Annotated in this window: 13 protein-coding genes; 9 read left to right on the top strand and 4 right to left on the bottom strand. The window is 62.9% G+C overall.

What is annotated here, in order from left to right; all coding sequences use genetic code 11:
* Positions 1-19: 19 nt before the first annotated feature.
* Complete coding sequence (htpG, locus tag L981_RS07300) at positions 20-1909, bottom strand: molecular chaperone HtpG (RefSeq protein ID WP_043613411.1); 1890 nt, start codon at positions 1907-1909, stop codon at positions 20-22.
* A 358-nt stretch (positions 1910-2267) separates the two neighbouring features.
* On the opposite strand from htpG, the gene L981_RS07295 reads away from it, so the two are divergent.
* From L981_RS07295 to fabI, 4 genes are read left to right on the top strand one after another with little or no spacing between them, the layout of a single operon-like run.
* On the top strand, positions 2268-4484 hold the full coding sequence (locus tag L981_RS07295; protein WP_052201653.1) for a DUF3141 domain-containing protein: 2217 nt from the start codon (positions 2268-2270) through the stop codon (positions 4482-4484).
* A 13-nt stretch (positions 4485-4497) separates the two neighbouring features.
* Entirely contained in the window at positions 4498-5454 is a 957-nt protein-coding gene (locus tag L981_RS07290; protein WP_043613409.1) for a phosphate acetyltransferase, read from the top strand.
* Between the two features lies 1 nt (position 5455).
* Positions 5456-6640: an acetate/propionate family kinase gene (locus tag L981_RS07285; protein WP_043613407.1), complete on the top strand. Its 1185-nt coding sequence runs from the start codon at positions 5456-5458 to the stop codon at positions 6638-6640.
* Positions 6641-6656: 16 nt separating this feature from the next.
* Entirely contained in the window at positions 6657-7442 is a 786-nt protein-coding gene (gene fabI, locus L981_RS07280; protein WP_043613405.1) for an enoyl-ACP reductase FabI, read from the top strand.
* Between the two features lie 84 nt (positions 7443-7526).
* Here fabI and L981_RS07275 read toward each other — a convergent pair whose 3' ends face one another.
* Both L981_RS07275 and L981_RS07270 read right to left on the bottom strand, forming a co-directional pair.
* Positions 7527-9002, bottom strand: a complete 1476-nt coding sequence (locus L981_RS07275; RefSeq protein ID WP_043613403.1) for an NAD-dependent succinate-semialdehyde dehydrogenase — start codon at positions 9000-9002, stop codon at positions 7527-7529.
* A 257-nt stretch (positions 9003-9259) separates the two neighbouring features.
* Positions 9260-10528 carry a 4-aminobutyrate--2-oxoglutarate transaminase gene (locus L981_RS07270; RefSeq protein WP_043613401.1) on the bottom strand — a complete coding sequence of 423 codons (1269 nt, stop codon included), beginning with the start codon at positions 10526-10528 and terminating at the stop codon, positions 9260-9262.
* Positions 10529-10754: 226 nt separating this feature from the next.
* On the opposite strand from L981_RS07270, the gene L981_RS07265 reads away from it, so the two are divergent.
* A complete protein-coding gene (locus L981_RS07265) occupies positions 10755-11567 on the top strand; it encodes a MerR family transcriptional regulator (protein ID WP_043613398.1) in 813 nt (270 codons plus the stop codon).
* Positions 11568-11707: 140 nt separating this feature from the next.
* Here the strand turns inward: L981_RS07265 and fba are convergent, their stop codons facing one another.
* Positions 11708-12751: a class II fructose-bisphosphate aldolase gene (fba, locus tag L981_RS07260; protein ID WP_043613395.1), complete on the bottom strand. Its 1044-nt coding sequence runs from the start codon at positions 12749-12751 to the stop codon at positions 11708-11710.
* 759 nt (positions 12752-13510) lie between these two features.
* On the opposite strand from fba, the gene L981_RS07255 reads away from it, so the two are divergent.
* From L981_RS07255 to L981_RS07240, 4 genes are read left to right on the top strand one after another with little or no spacing between them, the layout of a single operon-like run.
* The gene (locus L981_RS07255) at positions 13511-15109 is read left to right on the top strand and encodes a peptide ABC transporter substrate-binding protein (protein WP_043613394.1); all 1599 of its coding nucleotides are present in this window, start codon (positions 13511-13513) and stop codon (positions 15107-15109) included.
* A gap of 54 nt (positions 15110-15163) precedes the next feature.
* Positions 15164-16087, top strand: coding sequence for an oligopeptide ABC transporter permease OppB (oppB, locus tag L981_RS07250; RefSeq protein WP_034799616.1), 924 nt, complete (start codon positions 15164-15166; stop codon positions 16085-16087).
* On the top strand, positions 16080-17210 hold the full coding sequence (locus tag L981_RS07245) for an ABC transporter permease (RefSeq protein WP_043613392.1): 1131 nt from the start codon (positions 16080-16082) through the stop codon (positions 17208-17210). Before oppB ends, L981_RS07245 begins: the two co-directional genes overlap by 8 nt.
* A 1-nt stretch (position 17211) precedes the next feature.
* Positions 17212-18813, top strand: coding sequence for an ABC transporter ATP-binding protein (locus tag L981_RS07240; RefSeq protein ID WP_043613389.1), 1602 nt, complete (start codon positions 17212-17214; stop codon positions 18811-18813).
* Positions 18814-18873: the final 60 nt, after the last annotated feature.

Below are 18873 nucleotides of genomic sequence, written 5' to 3'. Positions count from 1 at the left end.
GATTTCCAGGGCTTCTTTGTTAGGCCTTGAGTGCGCGATCAAAGACGCGCGACAGCCGCTCGGCGAAGCCGCGCGGGTCCTGCGGCTTGTCGCCGTCGAGCACGCGCGCCTGGTCGAGCAGGAGTTGAACGGCGTCCGTGCGGAACGCCGTGTCGCCGGCGGGGCTTGCGGCCATGGCGGTGATCAGCGCGTGGCCCGGGTTGATTTCGAGGATCGGCTTGGGGGCGTCCTCGAGACGGCCGGCGCCCTGCAGCATCTTTTCAAGCTGGCGGTCGGGGCCGTGTTCCGGCGCCACCAGGCAGACCGCGCTTTCCGTCAGGCGGTCGGAGGTGCGCACGTCCGAGACGGCCGCGCCGAGGGTTTCCTTGGCAAAGGCGACGAAGTCGATGACCAACTGGCTCGCCTGTGGGGCCTCTTCCTTGCCGCCTTCGGGCTTGGAGATGGCGCCGAGATCGGCCGCCCCTTGCGTAATCGACTTCCAGGGCTTGCCGTCGAAATCCGGTGCCGAGGTCACCCAGAAGCTGTCGACCGGATCGGTCAGGAGCAGCACTTCGATGCCGCGGGCGCGAAAACCTTCGAGCTGTGGCGAGGCCTTGAGTTGGGCGAGGTTGTCGCCGGTCAGGTAATAGATCGCCGACTGGCCGTCCTTCATGTCCTTGACGTAATCGGCAAGGCTGCGCTGGCTCTCATCCGACGTGGTGGTACGGAAGCGCGACAGCGCCACCAGCTGCTCGCGGCGCTCGTAGTCTTCGTAGATGCCTTCCTTCAGCACGCTGCCGAAGTTTTCCCAGAGCTTGTCGAACGTTTCCTTCTCGCTCTCCGCCAGCTTCTCGATTGCCGTCAGCACGCGGTTGGTGACACCCTTGCGGATGCTGGCGAGCAGCGGGCTTTCCTGGATCATCTCGCGCGAGACGTTGAGCGGCAGGTCGGACGTATCGACGAGGCCGCGCACGAAGCGCAGGTAACGCGGCAGCAATTCCGCCTCGTCGGTGATGAAGACGCGCTTGACGTAGAGTTTCATCCGACCCTTGCGGTCCGGGTCGAACAGATCGAAGGGCTTCGAGCCAGGCACGAAGGCAAGGGCCGTATATTCGTGCCGGCCTTCGGCGCGGAAATGCACCGTCAGTGCCGGATCGTCATACTGGCCGGCGACGCCGCGGTAGAAATCGGCGTAGTCTTCCTTGCTGATCTCGCTCTTTTGCTTGGTCCAGAGCGCGGTGCCATCGCCGATCTGGACCGGCTCAGCGTCGGGCTTTTCGAGAATCGAGATCGGCACAGGCACGTGGCCGGACTGGTCCTTGACGATGCGCTCGACGGTCCAGCGCGAGGTGTAGGTCTTCGCGTCTTCCATCAGGTGCAGCGTGATGCGGGTGCCACGCGCCGGGGCGTCGGCGAGTTCGGCTGCAGAAACGGTATAGCTGCCCTTACCGTCCGACGACCACAGGAAGGCATGCTCGGAACCGGCGCGGCGCGATACCACGTCCACCTTGTCGGCGACCATGAAGGCGGAATAGAAGCCGACGCCGAACTGGCCGATGAGCTGCGCGCCCTCCTTGCCCTGGGCGGCTTCGATACGCTCCATGAAGGCGCGCGTGCCCGAGCGGGCGATCGTCCCGAGCGCTTCGACCAGCTCGTCGCGGCTCATGCCGATGCCGTTGTCCTCGACGACGAGCCGGTTGTTTTCCTCGTCCAGCTTCAGCACGATGCGCGGGGTCGGGTCGCCGGCCAGAAGCTCCGGCGAGACGATCGCTTCGTAGCGCAGCTTCTCGCAGGCATCCGCGGCGTTCGAAATCAGTTCGCGGAGGAAGACGTTCTTGTCGGAATAGACAGAATGCACCATCAAATGGAGCAGTCGCGCCACATCGGCTTCGAAGACATGTTTCTCTACGGACATTTCGATTTCGCTCATTGCCTGGCAACTCCTTTGGGTTTCGCCCCAATTGGCAAGCGGTGTTCGGAATTTCAAGGCCTGACTTGCGCGCTCCCCATTTCTGGATAATGCTGCAGTGCGAAAGATCAGTGAACGCTAGCGAAACGATGCTTCTTCAACGGGGTCCACGGCGAGGAAGTCGCGCGGGCGACAAATCGCCGTAACACTCCGCAGTTATGCTGCTTCGACCCGGGCAATGGCCTTGGGTTATCATGCCGAGTTCATATCGCGGCCCTGCCGCCTGTCTCTTTGACTAAGGTCAATGCGAGACGAATTGCGTTGTTCTATTGGCTTTGGAAACGGGGCCGACCTTCAATCGCACCGAGGAGTGGACATCATGCCGAAGCATTCCACGAGCCCGACCATCCCGACTTTCGCAGATGCCTATTCCTATTCGCTCGATGCCTGGCAGCGCTCGGTCCTCTTTCTCGATGTGATGCGCCAGCGTGGGGCGCAATATGAGGAGCATCGCACCCAGACTGCGCCGAACGTGCTGGAGTTCGAGGCCCGGCTCGTTACCGATGGGCGCACGCTCGCCCGGCCGGTGAACTATGCTCTGGTCAGCATCGTTCCGCCCGAGGGTGTCACGATCGATCCGACGAAGCGTCCCTTCGTCGTCGTCGATCCCCGGGCGGGACACGGCCCCGGCATCGGCGGCTTCAAGGCCGACAGCGAGATCGGCGTGGCGCTGAAAGCGGGCCATCCCTGCTATTTCATCGGCTTCCTGCCGGATCCGGTTCCCGGCCAGACGATCGAGGACATCGCGCTGGCCGAAGCCGGTTTTCTCGAAACCGTCATCGCCCGCCATCCGCAGGCGGACGGCAAGCCCTGCGTGATCGGCAATTGCCAGGCGGGCTGGGCGGTCACGATCGTCGCGGCACTGCGTCCCGAACTCTTCGGCCCGATCATCATCGCCGGTGCGCCACTTTCCTATTGGGCAGGGGTGCGCGGGCAGAACCCGATGCGCTATTCCGGCGGGCTTCTCGGCGGCAGCTGGCTGACGGCGCTGACCGGCGACCTCGGTGGCGGCATTTTCGACGGCGCCTGGCTCGTGCAGAATTTCGAGAACCAGAATCCGGCGAACACACTTTGGACCAAGCAGTACAATCTCTATTCTAAGATCGACACGGAAGCTGCGCGCTACCTCGGCTTCGAACGCTGGTGGGGCGGCCATGTCACGCTCAATGCCGAGGAGATGCAGTTCATCGTCGACGAACTCTTCGTGGGCAACAAGCTCGCGGCCGGCGAAATCCGAACCTCCGACGGCATCGCGATCGACCTGCGCAACATCCGCTCGCCGATTGTTGTCTTCTGCTCCAAGGGCGACAACATCACCCCGCCGCAACAGGCGCTCGACTGGATCCTAGATCTCTATGACAGCGTCGACGAAATCCGCGCCTACGGCCAGACGATCGTCTACACCGTGCACGAGACCGTGGGCCATCTCGGCATCTTCGTCTCCGCTGGCGTTGCGCGGAAAGAACATGACGAGTTCGCTTCCAACATCGAGCTGATCGACGTGCTGCCGCCAGGGCTTTATGAGGCGGTGCTGACGCCGGCAAGCGAAGCGGTCGAGGGCAGGGCGCTTGTCTCCGGCGAATGGCTGATGCGCTGCGAGCCGCGCACCCTTGAAGATATCCGCGCACTCGGCGGAAACGACATCGAGGACGACAGGCGCTTCGCCACTGCGGCGAAGCTCTCGGAGATCAATCTGGCGCTCTACCGCGCTTACCTGCAGCCGATGGTCAAAGCCGCGGCGACGCCGCCCGTGGCAGAGGCAATGCGCAACATGCACCCGCTGCGCCTGCAATATGCGCTTTTCGGACCGGACAATCCGTTCATGGCCTGGACGTCGGCGCTCGCGGACCATGTTCGCGAAAACCGGGAACCTGCCGCCGCCGGAAACCCGTTCATCGCCTGGCAGGAGGCACTGTCACAGCAGATCGTCGATGGTCTCGAGACCTGGCGGCGGACGGCCGAGTATCTTTCGGAGCAGAGCTTCCACGCCATCTATGGCGCTCCGAGCCTGCAGGCCGCGCTCGGTATCGACACGAACACAAAGCAGCCGCCGCGAAAGGCGGAGAAGAGCCTGCTGCACCAGGAGCTCGTCAAGGCGCGGATCGCCGAACTCAAGGCCCGGATGGCCGAGGGTGGAACCTGCGAAGGCCTTGCCAGAGCCCTGACTTTCGTCGGCATGGCGCGCGGCGGCGCGGACGAACGTGGGTTTGAGGCGGTTCGCCGGCTCCGGCTTTCCCATCCAGAGGCGAAACGGCTGAGCCTGGCCGAGTTCAAGACCGTGATGCGGGAGCAGTACTTCATGCTGCTGATCGACGAGGCGGAGGCGCTCGCTACCCTTCCGAAGCTGCTGCCGGAAACGGTCGAGGAGCGTCGCAGCGCCTTTACGGCCCTTCGTGAGGTGCTGGAGGCATCCGGGGCCGTCACGGGCGTCGCTGCCGAGCGGCTGCAGCAGGTTGCCGCGCTTTTCCGGCTGGAGAGCGAGCCGCCGGTTCCGATCGCGGCGGGCAAGACCATTCGCAATCGCACTGCATCCTGATGGGGGAATCGACGTGTCCGAATTAACCGAACTGCCGGTTGAGCAGTCCAAATACGATCTGCTGATCGCCACCGCGAGAGATGAAACGCCGGCGGTCACCATCGTCGCGCATCCCTGTGACGAAACCTCTCTGCGTGGTGCGCTGGAGGCCGCGCAGATGGGTTTGATCGCGCCCGTTCTGGTCGGGCCGGAAGCAAAGATCCGCAGCGTTGCCGCCGAACATGGCCTCGATCTCGGCCGGAGCGAGATCGTCGATGCGCCGCACAGCCATGCGGCGGCGGCCAAAGCGGTGGCGATGATCCGGGAGGGGCGAGGCGAGCTGTTGATGAAAGGCAGCCTGCATACCGACGAGCTGATGAAGGAGGTCGCGGCGTCGGCGACCGGACTCAGGACCGACCGACGGATCAGCCACGTCTTCATCATGGACGTGCCGGGGCATAGCGAAACGCTGTTCATTACCGATGCCGCCATCAACATTTTCCCCGACCTCGAAGCCAAGCGCGACATCGTGCAGAACGCCATCGACCTCTGGGTGACGATCGGGCTCGGCGAGCCGCGGGTCGCCATCCTTTCGGCGGTCGAGACCGTGACGACGAAGATCCCCTCGACGATCGAGGCGGCGGCACTCTGCAAGATGGCCGAGCGCGGCCAGATCACCGGCGGCCTGCTCGACGGTCCGCTTGCCTTCGACAATGCGATCGACCCGGAAGCGGCACGGATCAAGGGCATCAAGTCGCCGGTCGCCGGGCGCGGCCAGATCCTGGTGGTGCCGGATCTTGAGGCCGGCAACATGCTGGCGAAGAACCTCACCTTCCTGTCCCATGCCGATGCGGCCGGCATCGTGCTGGGTGCCCGCGTCCCGATCGTGTTGACGTCGCGGGCGGACTCCGTGCGCACGCGTCTCGCCTCCTGCGCCGTCGCCTCGCTCTACGCGGCGCGCCGGCGGACCTCGCAAGTCGCGGCGGTGTGACATGGACGCGCTTCTCGTCGTCAATGCCGGCTCGTCGAGCCTGAAGTTCCAAGTGTTCGGGATCACGGATCAGGGACTTGAGCGCCAGATCAAGGGCCAGATCGGCGGCATCGGCACCCGTCCCCGCCTGCAGGCGAAAGCCGCCGACGGGACCGTGCTGGTCGACAAAAGCTATGATGCGGGTGACGTTGGCGACTTGCCGGCAGCGATCGCGGCGGCGCGCGACTGGCTGCTGACGCTGGAAGGCTTCACCCTGCGGGCGGTCGGCCATCGCGTCGTGCATGGCGGTCCCGATTATGCCGCGCCGGTGCTGATCGATGCGACCGTCCTCGATCGCCTCGCGAGCTACCAGGATCTGGCGCCGCTGCACCAGCCCAACAATCTGGCGCCGATCCGCCAGGCGATGGCGATCAACCCGGATGTGCCGCAGGTCGCCTGTTTCGATACGGCCTTTCACCACGGCCACCCGCAAGAGGTGAACTGCTACGCGATGCCGCACAGCTATTATGATGAAGGCGTGCGGCGCTACGGCTTCCATGGCCTTTCCTATGAATACATCTCGGAGCGACTGCGGGATGTGGCACCTCAGGTCGCCGGTGGCCGCGTTATCGTCGCGCATCTCGGCAGCGGCGCCTCGATGTGCGCCCTCAGCGATGGCCAAAGCGTCGAGAGCACCATGGGCTTCACCGCGCTCGACGGCCTGCCGATGGGAACCCGGCCCGGCCAGCTCGATCCGGGCGTCGTACTCTATCTGATCCTGCAGCGCGGCATGAGTGCCCAGGCCGTTTCCGATCTGCTCTACCACGAGGCCGGCCTCAAGGGGCTCTCGGGCGTGTCGAACGACATGCGGGACCTGCTTGCAAGCGCGGATCCTCATGCCAAGCTCGCGATCGACCACTTCGTCTATCGCTCAGGGCTCAATGTCGGGATGCTGGCAGCCGCGCTCCGTGGCGTCGATGCCTTGGTCTTCACGGCGGGCGTCGGGGAAAACTCCGCCCAGATCCGTGCCCGCATCGCCGAAAACATCGCCTGGCTCGGCGTCGAACTCGACCCGGCCGCCAACGAGGCCGGCGCAACGCTGATTTCGACGCCTTCGAGCCGCGTTGCGCTCTACGTCATCCCGACCGACGAGGAACTGATGATCGCACGCCATACGCTTGCTCTGCTTAAATCGCGCGCAGCCTGACCATCGGAGACAATTGATGTCCATTCCTGTCGCAAAGGCCAGACTTCTCGATGGCCGCAAGGGCCTGATCGTCGGTATCGCCAATGACCGCTCGATCGCCTGGGGCTGCGCCCGTGCTTTCCGTGCCTTCGGGGCGGACGTCGCCGTCACCTATCTGAACGACAAGGCGAAGCCCCATGTCGAACCCCTGGCGCGTGAAATCGAGGCGCCGATCTTCCTGCCGCTCGACGTGGCTGTGCCGGGTCAGATGGAGGCGGTGTTCGAGGAGATCGAGAAGACCTGGGGCGAACTCGATTTCGTCGTCCATTCGATTGCCTTTTCGCCGAAGGATACGCTCGGCGGCCGCGTGGTCGACGTACCGCGCGATGGCTTCCTGAAGACCATGGATGTTTCCTGCTGGTCGTTCATCCGCATGGCGCATCTCGCCGAGCCGCTGATGAAGAATGGCGGTACGCTCTTTACCATGACCTATCACGGCTCACAGGTGGTGGTGGAGAACTACAACATCATGGGTGTCGCCAAGGCGGCGCTCGAAAGCGCCGTGCGCTACCTTGCCTCCGAACTCGGTCCGAAAGGGATCCGCGTGCACGCGATTTCGCCGGGCGCGCTGGCGACGCGCGCCGCTTCCGGCATTCCGGAATTCGACGCGCTGCTCGAAAAGACCAAGGTCAAATCGCCGAGCCGCGAGCTGATCGACATCGACGACGTCGGCGCAGCCACTGCTTTCCTTGCGCATGACGCCGCCCGTCTGATCACGGGCCAGGTGCTCTATGTCGATGGCGGCTACCACATCATCGACTAAGCTCGTCACGCAAAAGTGCGCAGCGTTTTTGCGGTTGCAACATGTGGCAAATCAACGGCGTAAGGCGCCGGGTCTCCGCACGGGTCAGATATTGCCCATGCAGAGATATTTCATCTCAAGATAGTCTTCGAGCCCGTGGCGTGAGCCTTCACGGCCGATGCCCGATTGCTTGATGCCGCCAAAGGGGGCGGCTTCCGAGGACATGCGGCCGGTGTTGATGCCGACCATGCCGTATTCCAGCGCTTCGGCCACATGCCAGACCCGCTTCAGGTTCTCGGCGTAGAAATAGGCGGCAAGACCGTAGATTGTATCGTTGGCTTCGGCGATGACCTGTTCGGCCGTCTCGAAGCGAATGATCGGGGCGATCGGGCCGAAGGTTTCCTCCTGAGCGACGCGCATGTTGGTCGAAATGCCGGTGAGAACAGTCGGTTCGAAGAAGGTGCCTGACGTGCCGATCCGGTGGCCGCCTGCGCGTACCTTGGCGCCCTTGGAAACGGCGTCGGCGACATGCGCCTCGATCTTCTCGATCGCGTGCCTGTCGATCATCGGGCCGAGTGTAACGCCGGGCGTAAAGCCGTCGCCGACGGTCAGCTCTGCGACGCGCCTGACGAACTTTTCGGCAAAGGCATCGTGTACGCCCGATTGCACATAGATACGGTTGGCCGAGACGCAGGTCTGGCCGGCATTGCGGAATTTCGCCTGGATGGCGCCGTCCACCGCCTCGTCGATGTCGGCGTCGTCGAAGACGATGAAGGGGGCGTTGCCGCCGAGCTCGAGGCTGACCTTCTTGATCTGGTCGGAGCATTGCCGCATCAACATCCGCCCGACCTCGGTCGAACCGGTGAAGCTGATCTTGCGAACCTTGGGATTGCTGCAGAGTTCGCGGCCGATCGCGGCACCTTCTGCGGCATAGAGCAGGTTGACGACGCCGGTGGGGAAGCCGGCCTTTTCGGCGAGCACGAACATCGCGCCGGCAACGAGCGGTGTCTGTTCGGCGGGCTTCAGGACGATCGTGCAGCCGGCGGCAAGGGCCGGCGAGATCTTGCGGGCGACCATCGAAGCCGGGAAGTTCCACGGCGTGATCGTACCAACGACGCCGACGGGCTGCTTGATCACAAGCATGCGCCGGTCGTTGGCCGGGGCCGGGAAGGTTTCGCCATAGATACGCTTGGCCTCTTCCGCATACCACTCGACATAGGCCGCAGCATGCAGCACTTCACCCTTCGATTCGCCGATCGGTTTTCCCATCTCAGCCGTCAGGATGGCTGCAAGATCGTCCGCATGCGCGACGATCAGGTCGTACCAGCGGCGAAGCACGGCACTCCGGTCCTTGGCGGGCTTTGCCGCCCAGAGAACCTGCGCCTTGGCAGCAGCTTCGATTGCGGCATGGGCCTCGTCGATGCCCATGTCCGGAAGCGTTGCCAGCTTTTCGCCGGTCGATGGGTTGAAGACGTCGAAGGTCGCGCCCGCCCAGTTCCTGCCGGCCTCCGGAACGGTATGAAGCGACGCGAACAGGTCGGCGTCACGCAAGTGCTTGGTCAAGGCGGGGGTCAAGGTCATGGCGGGCATCCTCCGGCGATGGCCTGCCGCGAGACGGCAGGCCCGCTTTTGCTTGTTCTTGCGGGTGCCGACTTATCCCGGCACCCGAGCATTGCGCGTCTGAAATTGGCGCGCAGCACCCACAGCGCCGCGCGTCTTTCAAGACGCGCTAAGGTCGCCGTAGCACTTTGAATTGCTGCATAATTTTACCCTCAAGTCGATCCCGAATTGAGGAATTATGCACCGGGCAACCGCGTTGGCGGCCGCCCGGTCGAGGATCACGCGCGCGCCGCGAGGATCGAGGCTTCGAGAATGTCGAGCGCTTCGGCGAAGACTTCGTCCTGGATGGTGATCGGCGCCAGGAAACGAATGACGTTGCCGTGCACGCCACAGGTCAAGAGGATCAGGCCCTTTTCCAGTGCGATCAGGCGCACCTTGTTGGCAAAATCGGCGCTCGGCAGGTTGGTCTTCACGTCGTTGAACTCGACGGCGTTCATGAAGCCGGGGCCACGGATGTCGACGATTTCGGGTGCCTGCTCGCGGATTGCGGCAAGGCGCTGCTTGAGGCGGCCGCCAAGCTGTTCGGCGCGTTCGCAGAGTTTCTCTTCTGCGATGACATCAAGCACGGCATGGGCTGCAGCGATGCCCAGCGGATTGCCGCCATAGGTGCCGCCAAGGCCGCCCGGAGCCGGTGCGTCCATGACTTCGGCACGGCCGGTGACGGCGGCCAGCGGGAAGCCGCCGGCAAGGCTTTTCGCCATGGTGATGAGGTCGGGCGCGACATCATGGTGGTCCATTGCAAACATCTTGCCGGTACGGGCAAAGCCGGTCTGGACCTCGTCGGCGATGAGCAGAATGCCGTGCTGGTCGCAGATTTCGCGCAGCGCCTTCATGAAGGCGGCGGGCGCCGGGTAGAAACCACCTTCGCCCTGCACCGGCTCAAGGATGATCGCAGCGACGCGGCCCGGATCGACGTCGGCAGCAAAGAGCTTCTTCAATGCGGCGAGCGACTGTTCGGTGGTGATGCCGTGCAGTTCGATCGGGAAGGGGGCGTGGAAGACATCGCCCGGCATCGCACCGAAGCCGACCTTATAGGGAACGACCTTGCCGGTCAGCGCCATGCCCATGAAGGTGCGGCCGTGGAAGCCGCCCGAGAAGGCGATCACGGCCTGGCGGCCGGTCGAAGCACGGGCGATCTTGACGGCGTTTTCGACAGCCTCGGCGCCTGTTGTCACGAAGATCGTCTTCTTGGCGAAGTCGCCGGGCGTCAGCGCATTGAGGCGCTCGGCGAGATGCACGTAGGTTTCGTAAGGAACGACCTGATGGCAGGTGTGGGTGAAGCGATCGATCTGCGCCTTGACCGCTTCGATGACCTTCGGGTGGCGATGGCCGGTGTTGACGACGGCGATACCGGAGGCGAAATCGATGTAGCGATTGCCTTCCTTGTCCCAGATTTCCGAATTTTCCGCGCGATCGGCGTAGATCTGGGTGGTCATGCCGACGCCGCGCGAGATGGCGGCGTTCTTGCGGTCGGTGAGGCTGGTCATGGCGCGTTCCTGTCGTCTGGAGTTAATATATTGCATTTTTTCTGCAAGTTTATTGTGGAAGTGGTACACCTTTCACAGTCGATTGCAAATCAAATTTGGTGATCGAGACACCACGGTTGCTGATGCGCCGTTCTTGTCAGATCTCGATCGCGGCGGCTAAGGTTGCGGACACGCCGGAATTGCAAGGATTCGGGCAGCGCCGCTTGAGCGGTAAAGGGAAATTGGAATGGGCGCAGTGCGCTACAAGGTCGCCGAAGCGGCACGATTGGCGGGTGTTTCCGCCTCGACGCTGAGACTATGGGAGACGCAGGGTCTCGTTGTGCCCGAGCGCTCGCCGACGGGACATCGGCAGTATACCGAGAACGATCTTGCCCGGTTGAAGCGCATCTCCTGGTTCCGGGCCGAGCGCGGTCTCAATCCGGCTGCGATCCGTGAGGCGCTGGACGCCGAAGGGGCTGCGGACGACCAGCCGTCGGCGGCAGCAAGCGACGGTCCTGAAAACCAGGTCGGGCGCAAGCTGCGCAGCCTCAGGCACGCCGCCGGCAAGACGCTGGAGCAGGTCGCCGGTGAGATCGGCATCGCCGCCTCGGTGCTCTCGACGCTGGAGCGCACGTCGCAGGGCGTCTCGGTCGCGGTGCTGCACAACATCGCTGAATTCTTCGGCACCACCGTTTCCAGCCTTGCCGGTGAAGAGGAGGCGGATGGGCGCGCCGTCGTTCGGGCCGGAGAATGGCGGACATGGCCGCGCACGACCCCCGGCGTCACGGTGCAGCTTTTGGCCGATGGCCGCAACCAGATGGATTGCCACCGCTTCGTGCTGGAGCCGGGCGCGTCCAGCGAAGGCGCCTATGGGCACGAGGGCGAGGAGTTTGTCTATGTCCTCTCCGGCCGTGTCGAGTTCATTCTCGACAGCGACCAGTTCTACGACCTCGGCGTCGGCGACTCGCTTTATTTCGAAAGCAAGCGGCGGCACGCCTGGGCGAACCGTCACGACGGCGAGACCGTGCTTCTCTGGGTCAACACGCCGCCGACGTTCTAATCGTCGGACGGTCACGCGGCATTTCCCAACTGAAACGAAATCGGCGCACGGTTTGAATAGAACCGCGCGCCGATTGGTGTTGTGAGCTTAGACAAGCCGTCTGCTCCCCGATCCGGTGATCCGGCGCGGGGTTAGTCGGATCAGCCAGCCGCGTAGCGCTTTGCCATTTCCGGCAGGCGCAGCGTGCGGATCTTCGAGGCCTTGCCGGCGGTGCGGAAGGCTTCGAAGCGCTCGCGGCAGACTTCGGTCATCAGCGCGGTTGCCGGCTTCAGGTAGGTGCGCGGGTCGAAGTTCTCCGGGTTCTCGGCGAAGTTCTTGCGGATCGTGCCGGTCATGGCGAGGCGCAGGTCGGTGTCGATGTTGACCTTGCGAACGCCAAGCGGGATCGCCTTCTGGATTTCCGAGACAGGAACCCCCCAGGTCGGCTTCATCTTGCCGCCATAGGTGTTGAAGAGATCCTGGAGATCCTTCGGCACCGACGACGAGCCGTGCATGACGAGGTGGGTGTTCGGCAGCTTCTTGTTGATCTTGGCGATCGTTTCGATCGACAGGATGTCGCCATCGGGCTCGCGGGTGAACTTGTAGGCGCCGTGGCTGGTGCCGATCGCGACGGCCAGCGCGTCAACGCCGGTCCTGGTGACGAAATCCAGCGCCTGGTCCGGGTCGGTCAACAGTTCTTCGCGCGACAGCTTGCCTTCGAAGCCGTGGCCGTCTTCCTTGTCGCCGGCGCCGGTTTCAAGGTTGCCGAGGCAGCCGAGTTCGCCTTCGACCGAAACGCCGGCCGCATGCGCGATCTTCACGACTTCCGCGGTGACGGCGACATTGTATTCATAGCTGGCAACGGTCTTGCCGTCCTTCTCCAGCGAGCCGTCCATCATGACGGAGGTGAATCCGTTGGTGATGGCCGAGATGCAGGTCGACGGCTGGTCGCCGTGGTCGAGATGCAAACAGACCGGGATATGCGGATATTCTTCCGCGGCACCCAGGATGAGGTGGCGCAGGAACGCGTCACCGGCGTAGGAGCGGGCGCCACGGCTTGCCTGGAGGATGACCGGGCTGTCGGTCGCATCGGCGGCGCGCATGACGGCCTGAATGTATTCCAGATTGTTCACATTGAACGCCGGCAGCGCGTAGTCGTTCTCCGCCGCATGGTCGAGCAGTTGCCGCAATGTGATCAATGCCATTCGCTATCTCCCTTTGGATACTCGGTGCAACCTATGCGGCGCACCACAAAAACAATCCGGCCGATGAACCGCACGAAATGCATCGATGGCAAAGTCGATGGCCGGCTTTTTCGTGCGGCGTGACGGCGCGCGCGAATTGGTCGCGCCCACCGAAGTCAGGCGCACAATAGTTCATCGAAGTGGTTTGACAACCGGGCAAAAGGCAGGTTGCCAGAGGTCGAAACTCGCTTCAATCGATTTTACTGTGGACTGGATGCAACACCTTCAGTGTGAAGTGTTTTCACTTTCTGGTGGTGGCTGAGAGGAGGCGGAGTCGAGGGGCCTGAATGCAACCCTTGGGCGCTGGTTTCGTCTTCTGCACTATAGTGGTAGATGCCCTGTCGGAAACAGTCTGTCGACAGGAGCTGAACGGCTCGCAAGAAGATTGCGGCAATGCCCCTCTTTCTTTGCGCAGATTACGTAAACTGCCGCTAAAATTCACAAACTTTGCATCGGGGATGATTCGAAGCGCGATCCGGCCGAGGAAAAGCGCGGACCTAAAACGTTGCAGTAGATTTCGCAGAAATGCCCTGTTCACGTCATATGTCCGTCGCAAAGGCGATGAAAAGAATCGCAAACAAAATACAACCTATGGGATAGGTCGATTCCCTGCCTATAGATAAAGATGCAGACGGTCGCAGAATCCGCCTTGCGTTCGCGAACGATTTGCACTTCTCTCCTGCGATCACAAACCCAAAAAAGGGGAAGGAGAGAAACAAAATGGCTTCACTGAAACTCAACCTGCGTGCTGCCGCGCTGATCGGCTCGCTGCTTATCGGAGCAAGCCCGGCGCTCGCCGAAGCTGTCCTGCATCGTGGCAACGCGGGTGAGCCGCAGACGCTGGACCAGCACCACACCTCGATCAATATCGAAGCGTTCATCCTCAAGGACCTCTACGAGGGCCTGACGATCTATGACGCCTCTGCCAAGATCGTCCCCGGTGTTGCTGAGACGTGGGAGCTTTCGGACGATGGCACGGTCTACACCTTCAAGCTGCGTGCCGACGCCAAGTGGTCCGACGGTTCGCCGGTGACGGCCGAAGACTTTGTCTTCTCCTTCCGTCGCGTTGAAGATCCGAAGACTGCTGCCGGTTACGCCAACATTCTCTTCCCGATCAAGAACGCTGAAAAGGTCAACAAGGGCGAACTGCCGACCGACCAGCTCGGTGTAAAGGCGATCGACGAAAAGACGGTCGAAATCACGCTTGAGCGTCCGACTCCGTTCTTCCTCGAACTGCTCGCGCACCAGACCGCACTTCCGGTCAGCAAGGCGAGCGTCGAAAAGAACGGCGCAGACTTCGTCAAGCCGGGCGTCATGGTTTCGAACGGCGCGTTCACGCTGCAGGCCCATGTTCCGAACGACAGCCTGACCGTCGTCAAGAACGCCAACTATTGGGATGCCGCCAACGTCAAGCTCGACAAGGTCATCTTCTATCCGATCGACGACCAGGCTGCCTCGGTTCGCCGCTTCGAAGCCAAGGAAATGGACCTCGTCTATAACTTCTCGGCTGACCAGATCGACCGTCTGCGCACGTCCTACGGCGAGCAGGTCCACGTCTCCCCGTCGCTCGCGACCTACTACTATGCCTTCGACACCCGCCAGGAGCCCTATAGCGACGTTCGCGTCCGCCAGGCCCTTTCCATGGCTGTAGACCGCGACTTCCTTGCAAAGGAAATCTACGCTGGCTCGCAGCTGCCGGCCTACTCGATGGTTCCCCCGGGCATTGAAAGCTACGGCGAGCCGTCCAAGGCCGAGTTCAGCACGATGTCGCAGCTCGACCGCGAAGACAAGGCCATCGCTCTGATGAAGGAAGCCGGTTACGGCGAAGGTGGCAAGCCGCTCGACATCGAGCTGCGCTACAACACCAACCCGAACCACGAGCGCGTCGCGACTGCCGTCGCCGACATGTGGAAGAACACCTTCGGCGCCAAGGTGTCGCTGGTGAACCTCGACGTGTCCTCGCACTACGCCTACCTGCAGGAAGGCGGCAAGTTCAACGTTGCCCGCGCCGGCTGGCAGGCTGACTACGCGGACGCCGAGAACTTCCTGGCGCTCAGCGTCGGCTCCAACAAGACCTTCAACTACGGCCACTTCGAAAACGCTGAATTCGACGGCCTGATGAAGAAGTCCTACGACGAGCAGGACCCGGCAGCCCGCTCCAAGCTGATGCATGACGCCGAAGCGCTGCTGATGAAGGAACAGCCGATCGCTCCGCTTCTGACCCAGGCCGACCTGTGGCTGGTTGCCAGCCGCGTCAAGGGCTGGGCGGACAATGCTCCGAACGAGCACCTCAGCAAGTTCCTGAGCATCGCCGAATAACGAACAGGGACGACGCGCGGTCGGAAGGCCGCGCGTCGCCTCCGGAGTACGTCCATGATTTCCTTCATCCTTCGCCGATTGGCGAGTGCGGTGCCGACCTTGTTTATCGTCGTCACCATTTCGTTTTTCTTGATGCGGTTCGCCCCTGGTGGTCCCTTCAATCTCGAGCGTCCTCTTCCGCCACAAACGATGGCGAACCTGATGAAGACGTACCAGCTCGACCAGCCTCTTTGGCGCCAATACACGCACTATCTCAGCAATGCGGTGACCGGCGACTTCGGGCCGAGCTATGTCTACAAGGACAACAACGTCGCTGAACTGATCGGCAAGGGTCTGCCCTATTCGATGGAGCTCGGCTTCTACGCGTTGCTGATCGCGCTGATCGGCGGCGTTACCGCCGGAACGATCGCCGCGCTGCGGCAAAACAGCGTGCTCGATTTCACCATCATGTCGTTTTCGACGATAGGGGTCACCGTGCCCAATTTCGTCGTCGGTCCGGTGTTGACGCTGGTCTTTGCAATCGTGCTCGCATGGTTGCCGGCCGGTGGCTGGGGTGATGGATCGTTGCGCTTCCTGATCCTGCCGATGATCGCGCTGGCGCTGCCGCAGCTTGCAGTTTTCGCGCGTTTGACGCGTGGCTCGATGATCGAGGCGCTGCATACCGACCATATCCGAACGGCCAAGGCCTATGGCCTGCCATCTCGAACGGTTGTCGTCACCCATGCCATGCGTGGTGCGATGTTGCCGGTCGTCTCCTATCTGGCGCCCTGCGCCGCGGCCCTTCTGACGGGCTCGGCCGTCGTCGAGACGATCTTCACCATTCCGGGCGTCGGCCGCTACTTCGTCCTCGGCGCTATCAACCGCGACTACACGCTGGTGATGGGCACGGTTATTCTCGTCGCCATCTTCGTCATCGTCTTCAATCTCCTGGTCGACATTCTCTACGGCCTGCTCGATCCGAGGGTCCGCCATGACTGATATCGCCCAGACCCCGGCGTCGACGCCGGAAACGAAGGGGCGCAGCCTCTTCCAGCTCGCCGCCATGCGCTTCAAGCGCAACCGCGCCGCCATGGCCGGCTGCTTCATGCTCGCGCTGATCGCACTGTTTTCGTTCCTCGGTCCGTTCTTCGTTCCGCACACCTACGATCAGGTGTTTCCCTCCTATGTCTCGATCAGCCCGAGCCTCGAGCCGCGTCCGGATACGTCGACGCTTCAGGACGTGATGGAAGGGGTGGCAACGCGCGCGCGCGTCACGCTGAAGGAGTTCAATCTCGAGGGTGAAACCTTCACCGCGACGATTACCTCGGAACAGCCGATCGATTCCCGTGCCACGCGCTACTTCGACCGCGCCAATGAATTCCGCGATACCCAGGTGGTGGCATCGGAAAACGACGGCAAGACGCTGAAGGTGACCGGTCAGGTCGACCGGGAATATTTCCCCTTCGGCACGGATTCCAACGGCCGCGACCTGCTCGTTCGCGTCATGCTCGGCGGCCAGATCTCGATCGCCGTCGGCCTGCTCGCGAGCCTCGTGTCGCTCGGCATCGGCGTCGTCTACGGCGCGACATCGGGCTATATCGGCGGGCGCGTCGACAACGTCATGATGCGCCTGGTGGAGATCATGTATTCTCTGCCCTTCGTCTTTCTCGTCGTCGTGCTCGTCGTGTTCTTCGGCCGCTCGTTCATCCTGATCTTCCTGGTGATCGGGGCGGTGGAATGGCTCGACATGGCCCGTATCGTGCGCGGCCAGACATTGGCGTTGAAACGTCGAGAATTCGTCGGCGCCGCGCAGGCACTCGGCCTGACGGACTGGCAGATCATCCGCCGGCACATCATCCCCAACACGATCGGCCCGGTCATCGTTTTCGTGACCGTCGTCGTGCCTAAGGTGATCCTGCTCGAGAGCTTCCTCTCCTTCCTCGGGCTCGGCGTTCAGGCGCCGCTGACGAGCTGGGGTGCGCTGATCTCGGAAGGCGCAAACAACATCCAGTCGGCGCCGTGGCTTCTGATCTTCCCGGCCATCTTCTTCGTCCTGACGCTGTTCTCGCTGAACTTCGTCGGCGACGGCCTGCGCGACGCGCTCGACCCGAAGGATCGCTGACATGTCAGATACCAAGGAAACCATCCTGGCCGTTCGCGGTCTCAAGGTGAACTTCTCGACGCCCGATGGCACCGTCGAGGCGGTCAAGGGCATCGACCTCGATGTGCGCACCGGCGAAACGCTTGCCGTCGTCGGCGAGTCCGGCTCCGGCAAGAGCCAGACGATGATGGGCATCATGGGACTGCTCGCCAAGAACGGCACCGTGACCGGCTCGGCCCGCTACCGCGGGCAGGAACTCGTCGGCCTGCCGCCGAAGGCGCTCAACCAGGTGCGCGGCGCGAAGGTCACCATGATCTTCCAGGAGCCGATGACCTCGCTCGACCCGCTCTACCCGATCGGTCGCCAGATCGCCGAGCCGATCGTCCATCACCGGGGCGGCTCGTTCAAACAGGCGCGGGCGCGCGTGCTCGAGCTGCTGGAACTCGTCGGCATTCCCGAGCCGGGACGCCGTATCGACAGCTACCCGCACGAGCTTTCGGGCGGCCAGCGCCAGCGCGTGATGATCGCCATGGCGCTTGCCAACGAGCCGGATCTGCTGATTGCCGACGAACCGACGACGGCGCTCGACGTGACGATCCAGGCGCAGATCCTCGATCTCCTGAAGTCGCTGCAGCAGCGCTTCGGCATGGCGATCGTGCTGATCACCCACGACCTCGGCATCGTCAAGCACTTTGCGGACCGTGTGGCCGTGATGCGCCGTGGCGAAGTGGTCGAACAGGGCACGACGGCCGACATCTTCGAGCGGCCGCAGGCCGACTATACGAAGATGCTGCTTGCTGCCGAGCCGAGCGGCCGCAAGGCATCTCCGCCCGACAGCGCGCCGATCATCCTGGAAGGCCGCGACGTCTGCGTCGACTACCAGATCGGCGGCGGTCTCTTTAAGGGTGGCAAGTCGGTCTTCCGCGCCGTCGACAGCGTCAATCTGCGCCTGAAAGAAGGGCAGACAATCGGCGTCGTCGGCGAGTCCGGTTCCGGCAAGTCGACGCTCGGCCGGGCGCTCCTGAGGCTCCTGCCGAGCAGCGGTCACTACCGCTTCGGCACGACGGATATTTCCGGCTTCGACCGTGGCCAGATGCGGCCGCTGCGCCGCACGCTGCAGCTCGTCTTCCAGGATCCCTACGGCTCGCTTTCGCCACGGCGCACCGTCGGCGAAATCATCACCGAGGGGCTACACGTGCACGAGCCCGAGCTCACCCGTGCCGACCGTGACCGCCGGGCGTCGGAAGCGTTGAAGGAAGTGGGACTCGATCCCGCCTCGCGCAACCGCTACCCGCACGAGTTCTCGGGCGGCCAGCGCCAGCGCATCGCCATTGCCCGCGCCATGATCCTGAAGCCCAAGGTCGTCATCCTCGACGAGCCGACGTCGGCGCTCGACCGTTCGGTCCAGGGGCAAGTGATCGAGCTGTTGCGCGACCTGCAGCGTTCGCACGGGCTGTCCTACATCTTCATCAGCCACGACCTTTCGGTGGTGAAGGCGATGTCGGACTACGTGATCGTCATGAAGAACGGCAAGATCGTCGAAGAAGGCGAGACCGACGCGATCTTCGAGGCGCCGAAGCAGCCCTATACCAAGACGCTGATTGGCGCTGCCTTCAACGTCTGAGCCGGTCGCCGTGACCATTGCCGGGGACGCGAGCGATCGCGTCCCCTTTTTTGTTGCCTG

The organism is Ensifer sp. ZNC0028, from assembly GCF_000799055.1.
Lineage (GTDB): Bacteria > Pseudomonadota > Alphaproteobacteria > Rhizobiales > Rhizobiaceae > Ensifer.
The sequence above is the reverse complement of the archived record's forward strand: the minus strand, read 5'-3'. Positions and strand labels throughout refer to the sequence as shown.

Bases quoted from the DNA above. Each gene is read 5' to 3' on its own strand.
- fba (WP_043613395.1), bottom strand. From the start codon at position 12,751: ATGGCATTGATCACATTGCGGCAACTGCTCGACCATGCGGCGGAGAAC.
- oppB (WP_034799616.1), top strand. From the start codon at position 15,164: ATGATTTCCTTCATCCTTCGCCGATTGGCGAGTGCGGTGCCGACCTTG.
- fabI (WP_043613405.1), top strand. From the start codon at position 6,657: ATGTCCATTCCTGTCGCAAAGGCCAGACTTCTCGATGGCCGCAAGGGC.
- L981_RS07240 (WP_043613389.1), top strand. From the start codon at position 17,212: ATGTCAGATACCAAGGAAACCATCCTGGCCGTTCGCGGTCTCAAGGTG.
- L981_RS07245 (WP_043613392.1), top strand. From the start codon at position 16,080: ATGACTGATATCGCCCAGACCCCGGCGTCGACGCCGGAAACGAAGGGG.
- htpG (WP_043613411.1), bottom strand. From the start codon at position 1,909: ATGAGCGAAATCGAAATGTCCGTAGAGAAACATGTCTTCGAAGCCGAT.
- L981_RS07255 (WP_043613394.1), top strand. From the start codon at position 13,511: ATGGCTTCACTGAAACTCAACCTGCGTGCTGCCGCGCTGATCGGCTCG.
- L981_RS07270 (WP_043613401.1), bottom strand. From the start codon at position 10,528: ATGACCAGCCTCACCGACCGCAAGAACGCCGCCATCTCGCGCGGCGTC.
- L981_RS07285 (WP_043613407.1), top strand. From the start codon at position 5,456: ATGGACGCGCTTCTCGTCGTCAATGCCGGCTCGTCGAGCCTGAAGTTC.
- L981_RS07275 (WP_043613403.1), bottom strand. From the start codon at position 9,002: ATGACCTTGACCCCCGCCTTGACCAAGCACTTGCGTGACGCCGACCTG.
- L981_RS07295 (WP_052201653.1), top strand. From the start codon at position 2,268: ATGCCGAAGCATTCCACGAGCCCGACCATCCCGACTTTCGCAGATGCC.
- L981_RS07265 (WP_043613398.1), top strand. From the start codon at position 10,755: ATGGGCGCAGTGCGCTACAAGGTCGCCGAAGCGGCACGATTGGCGGGT.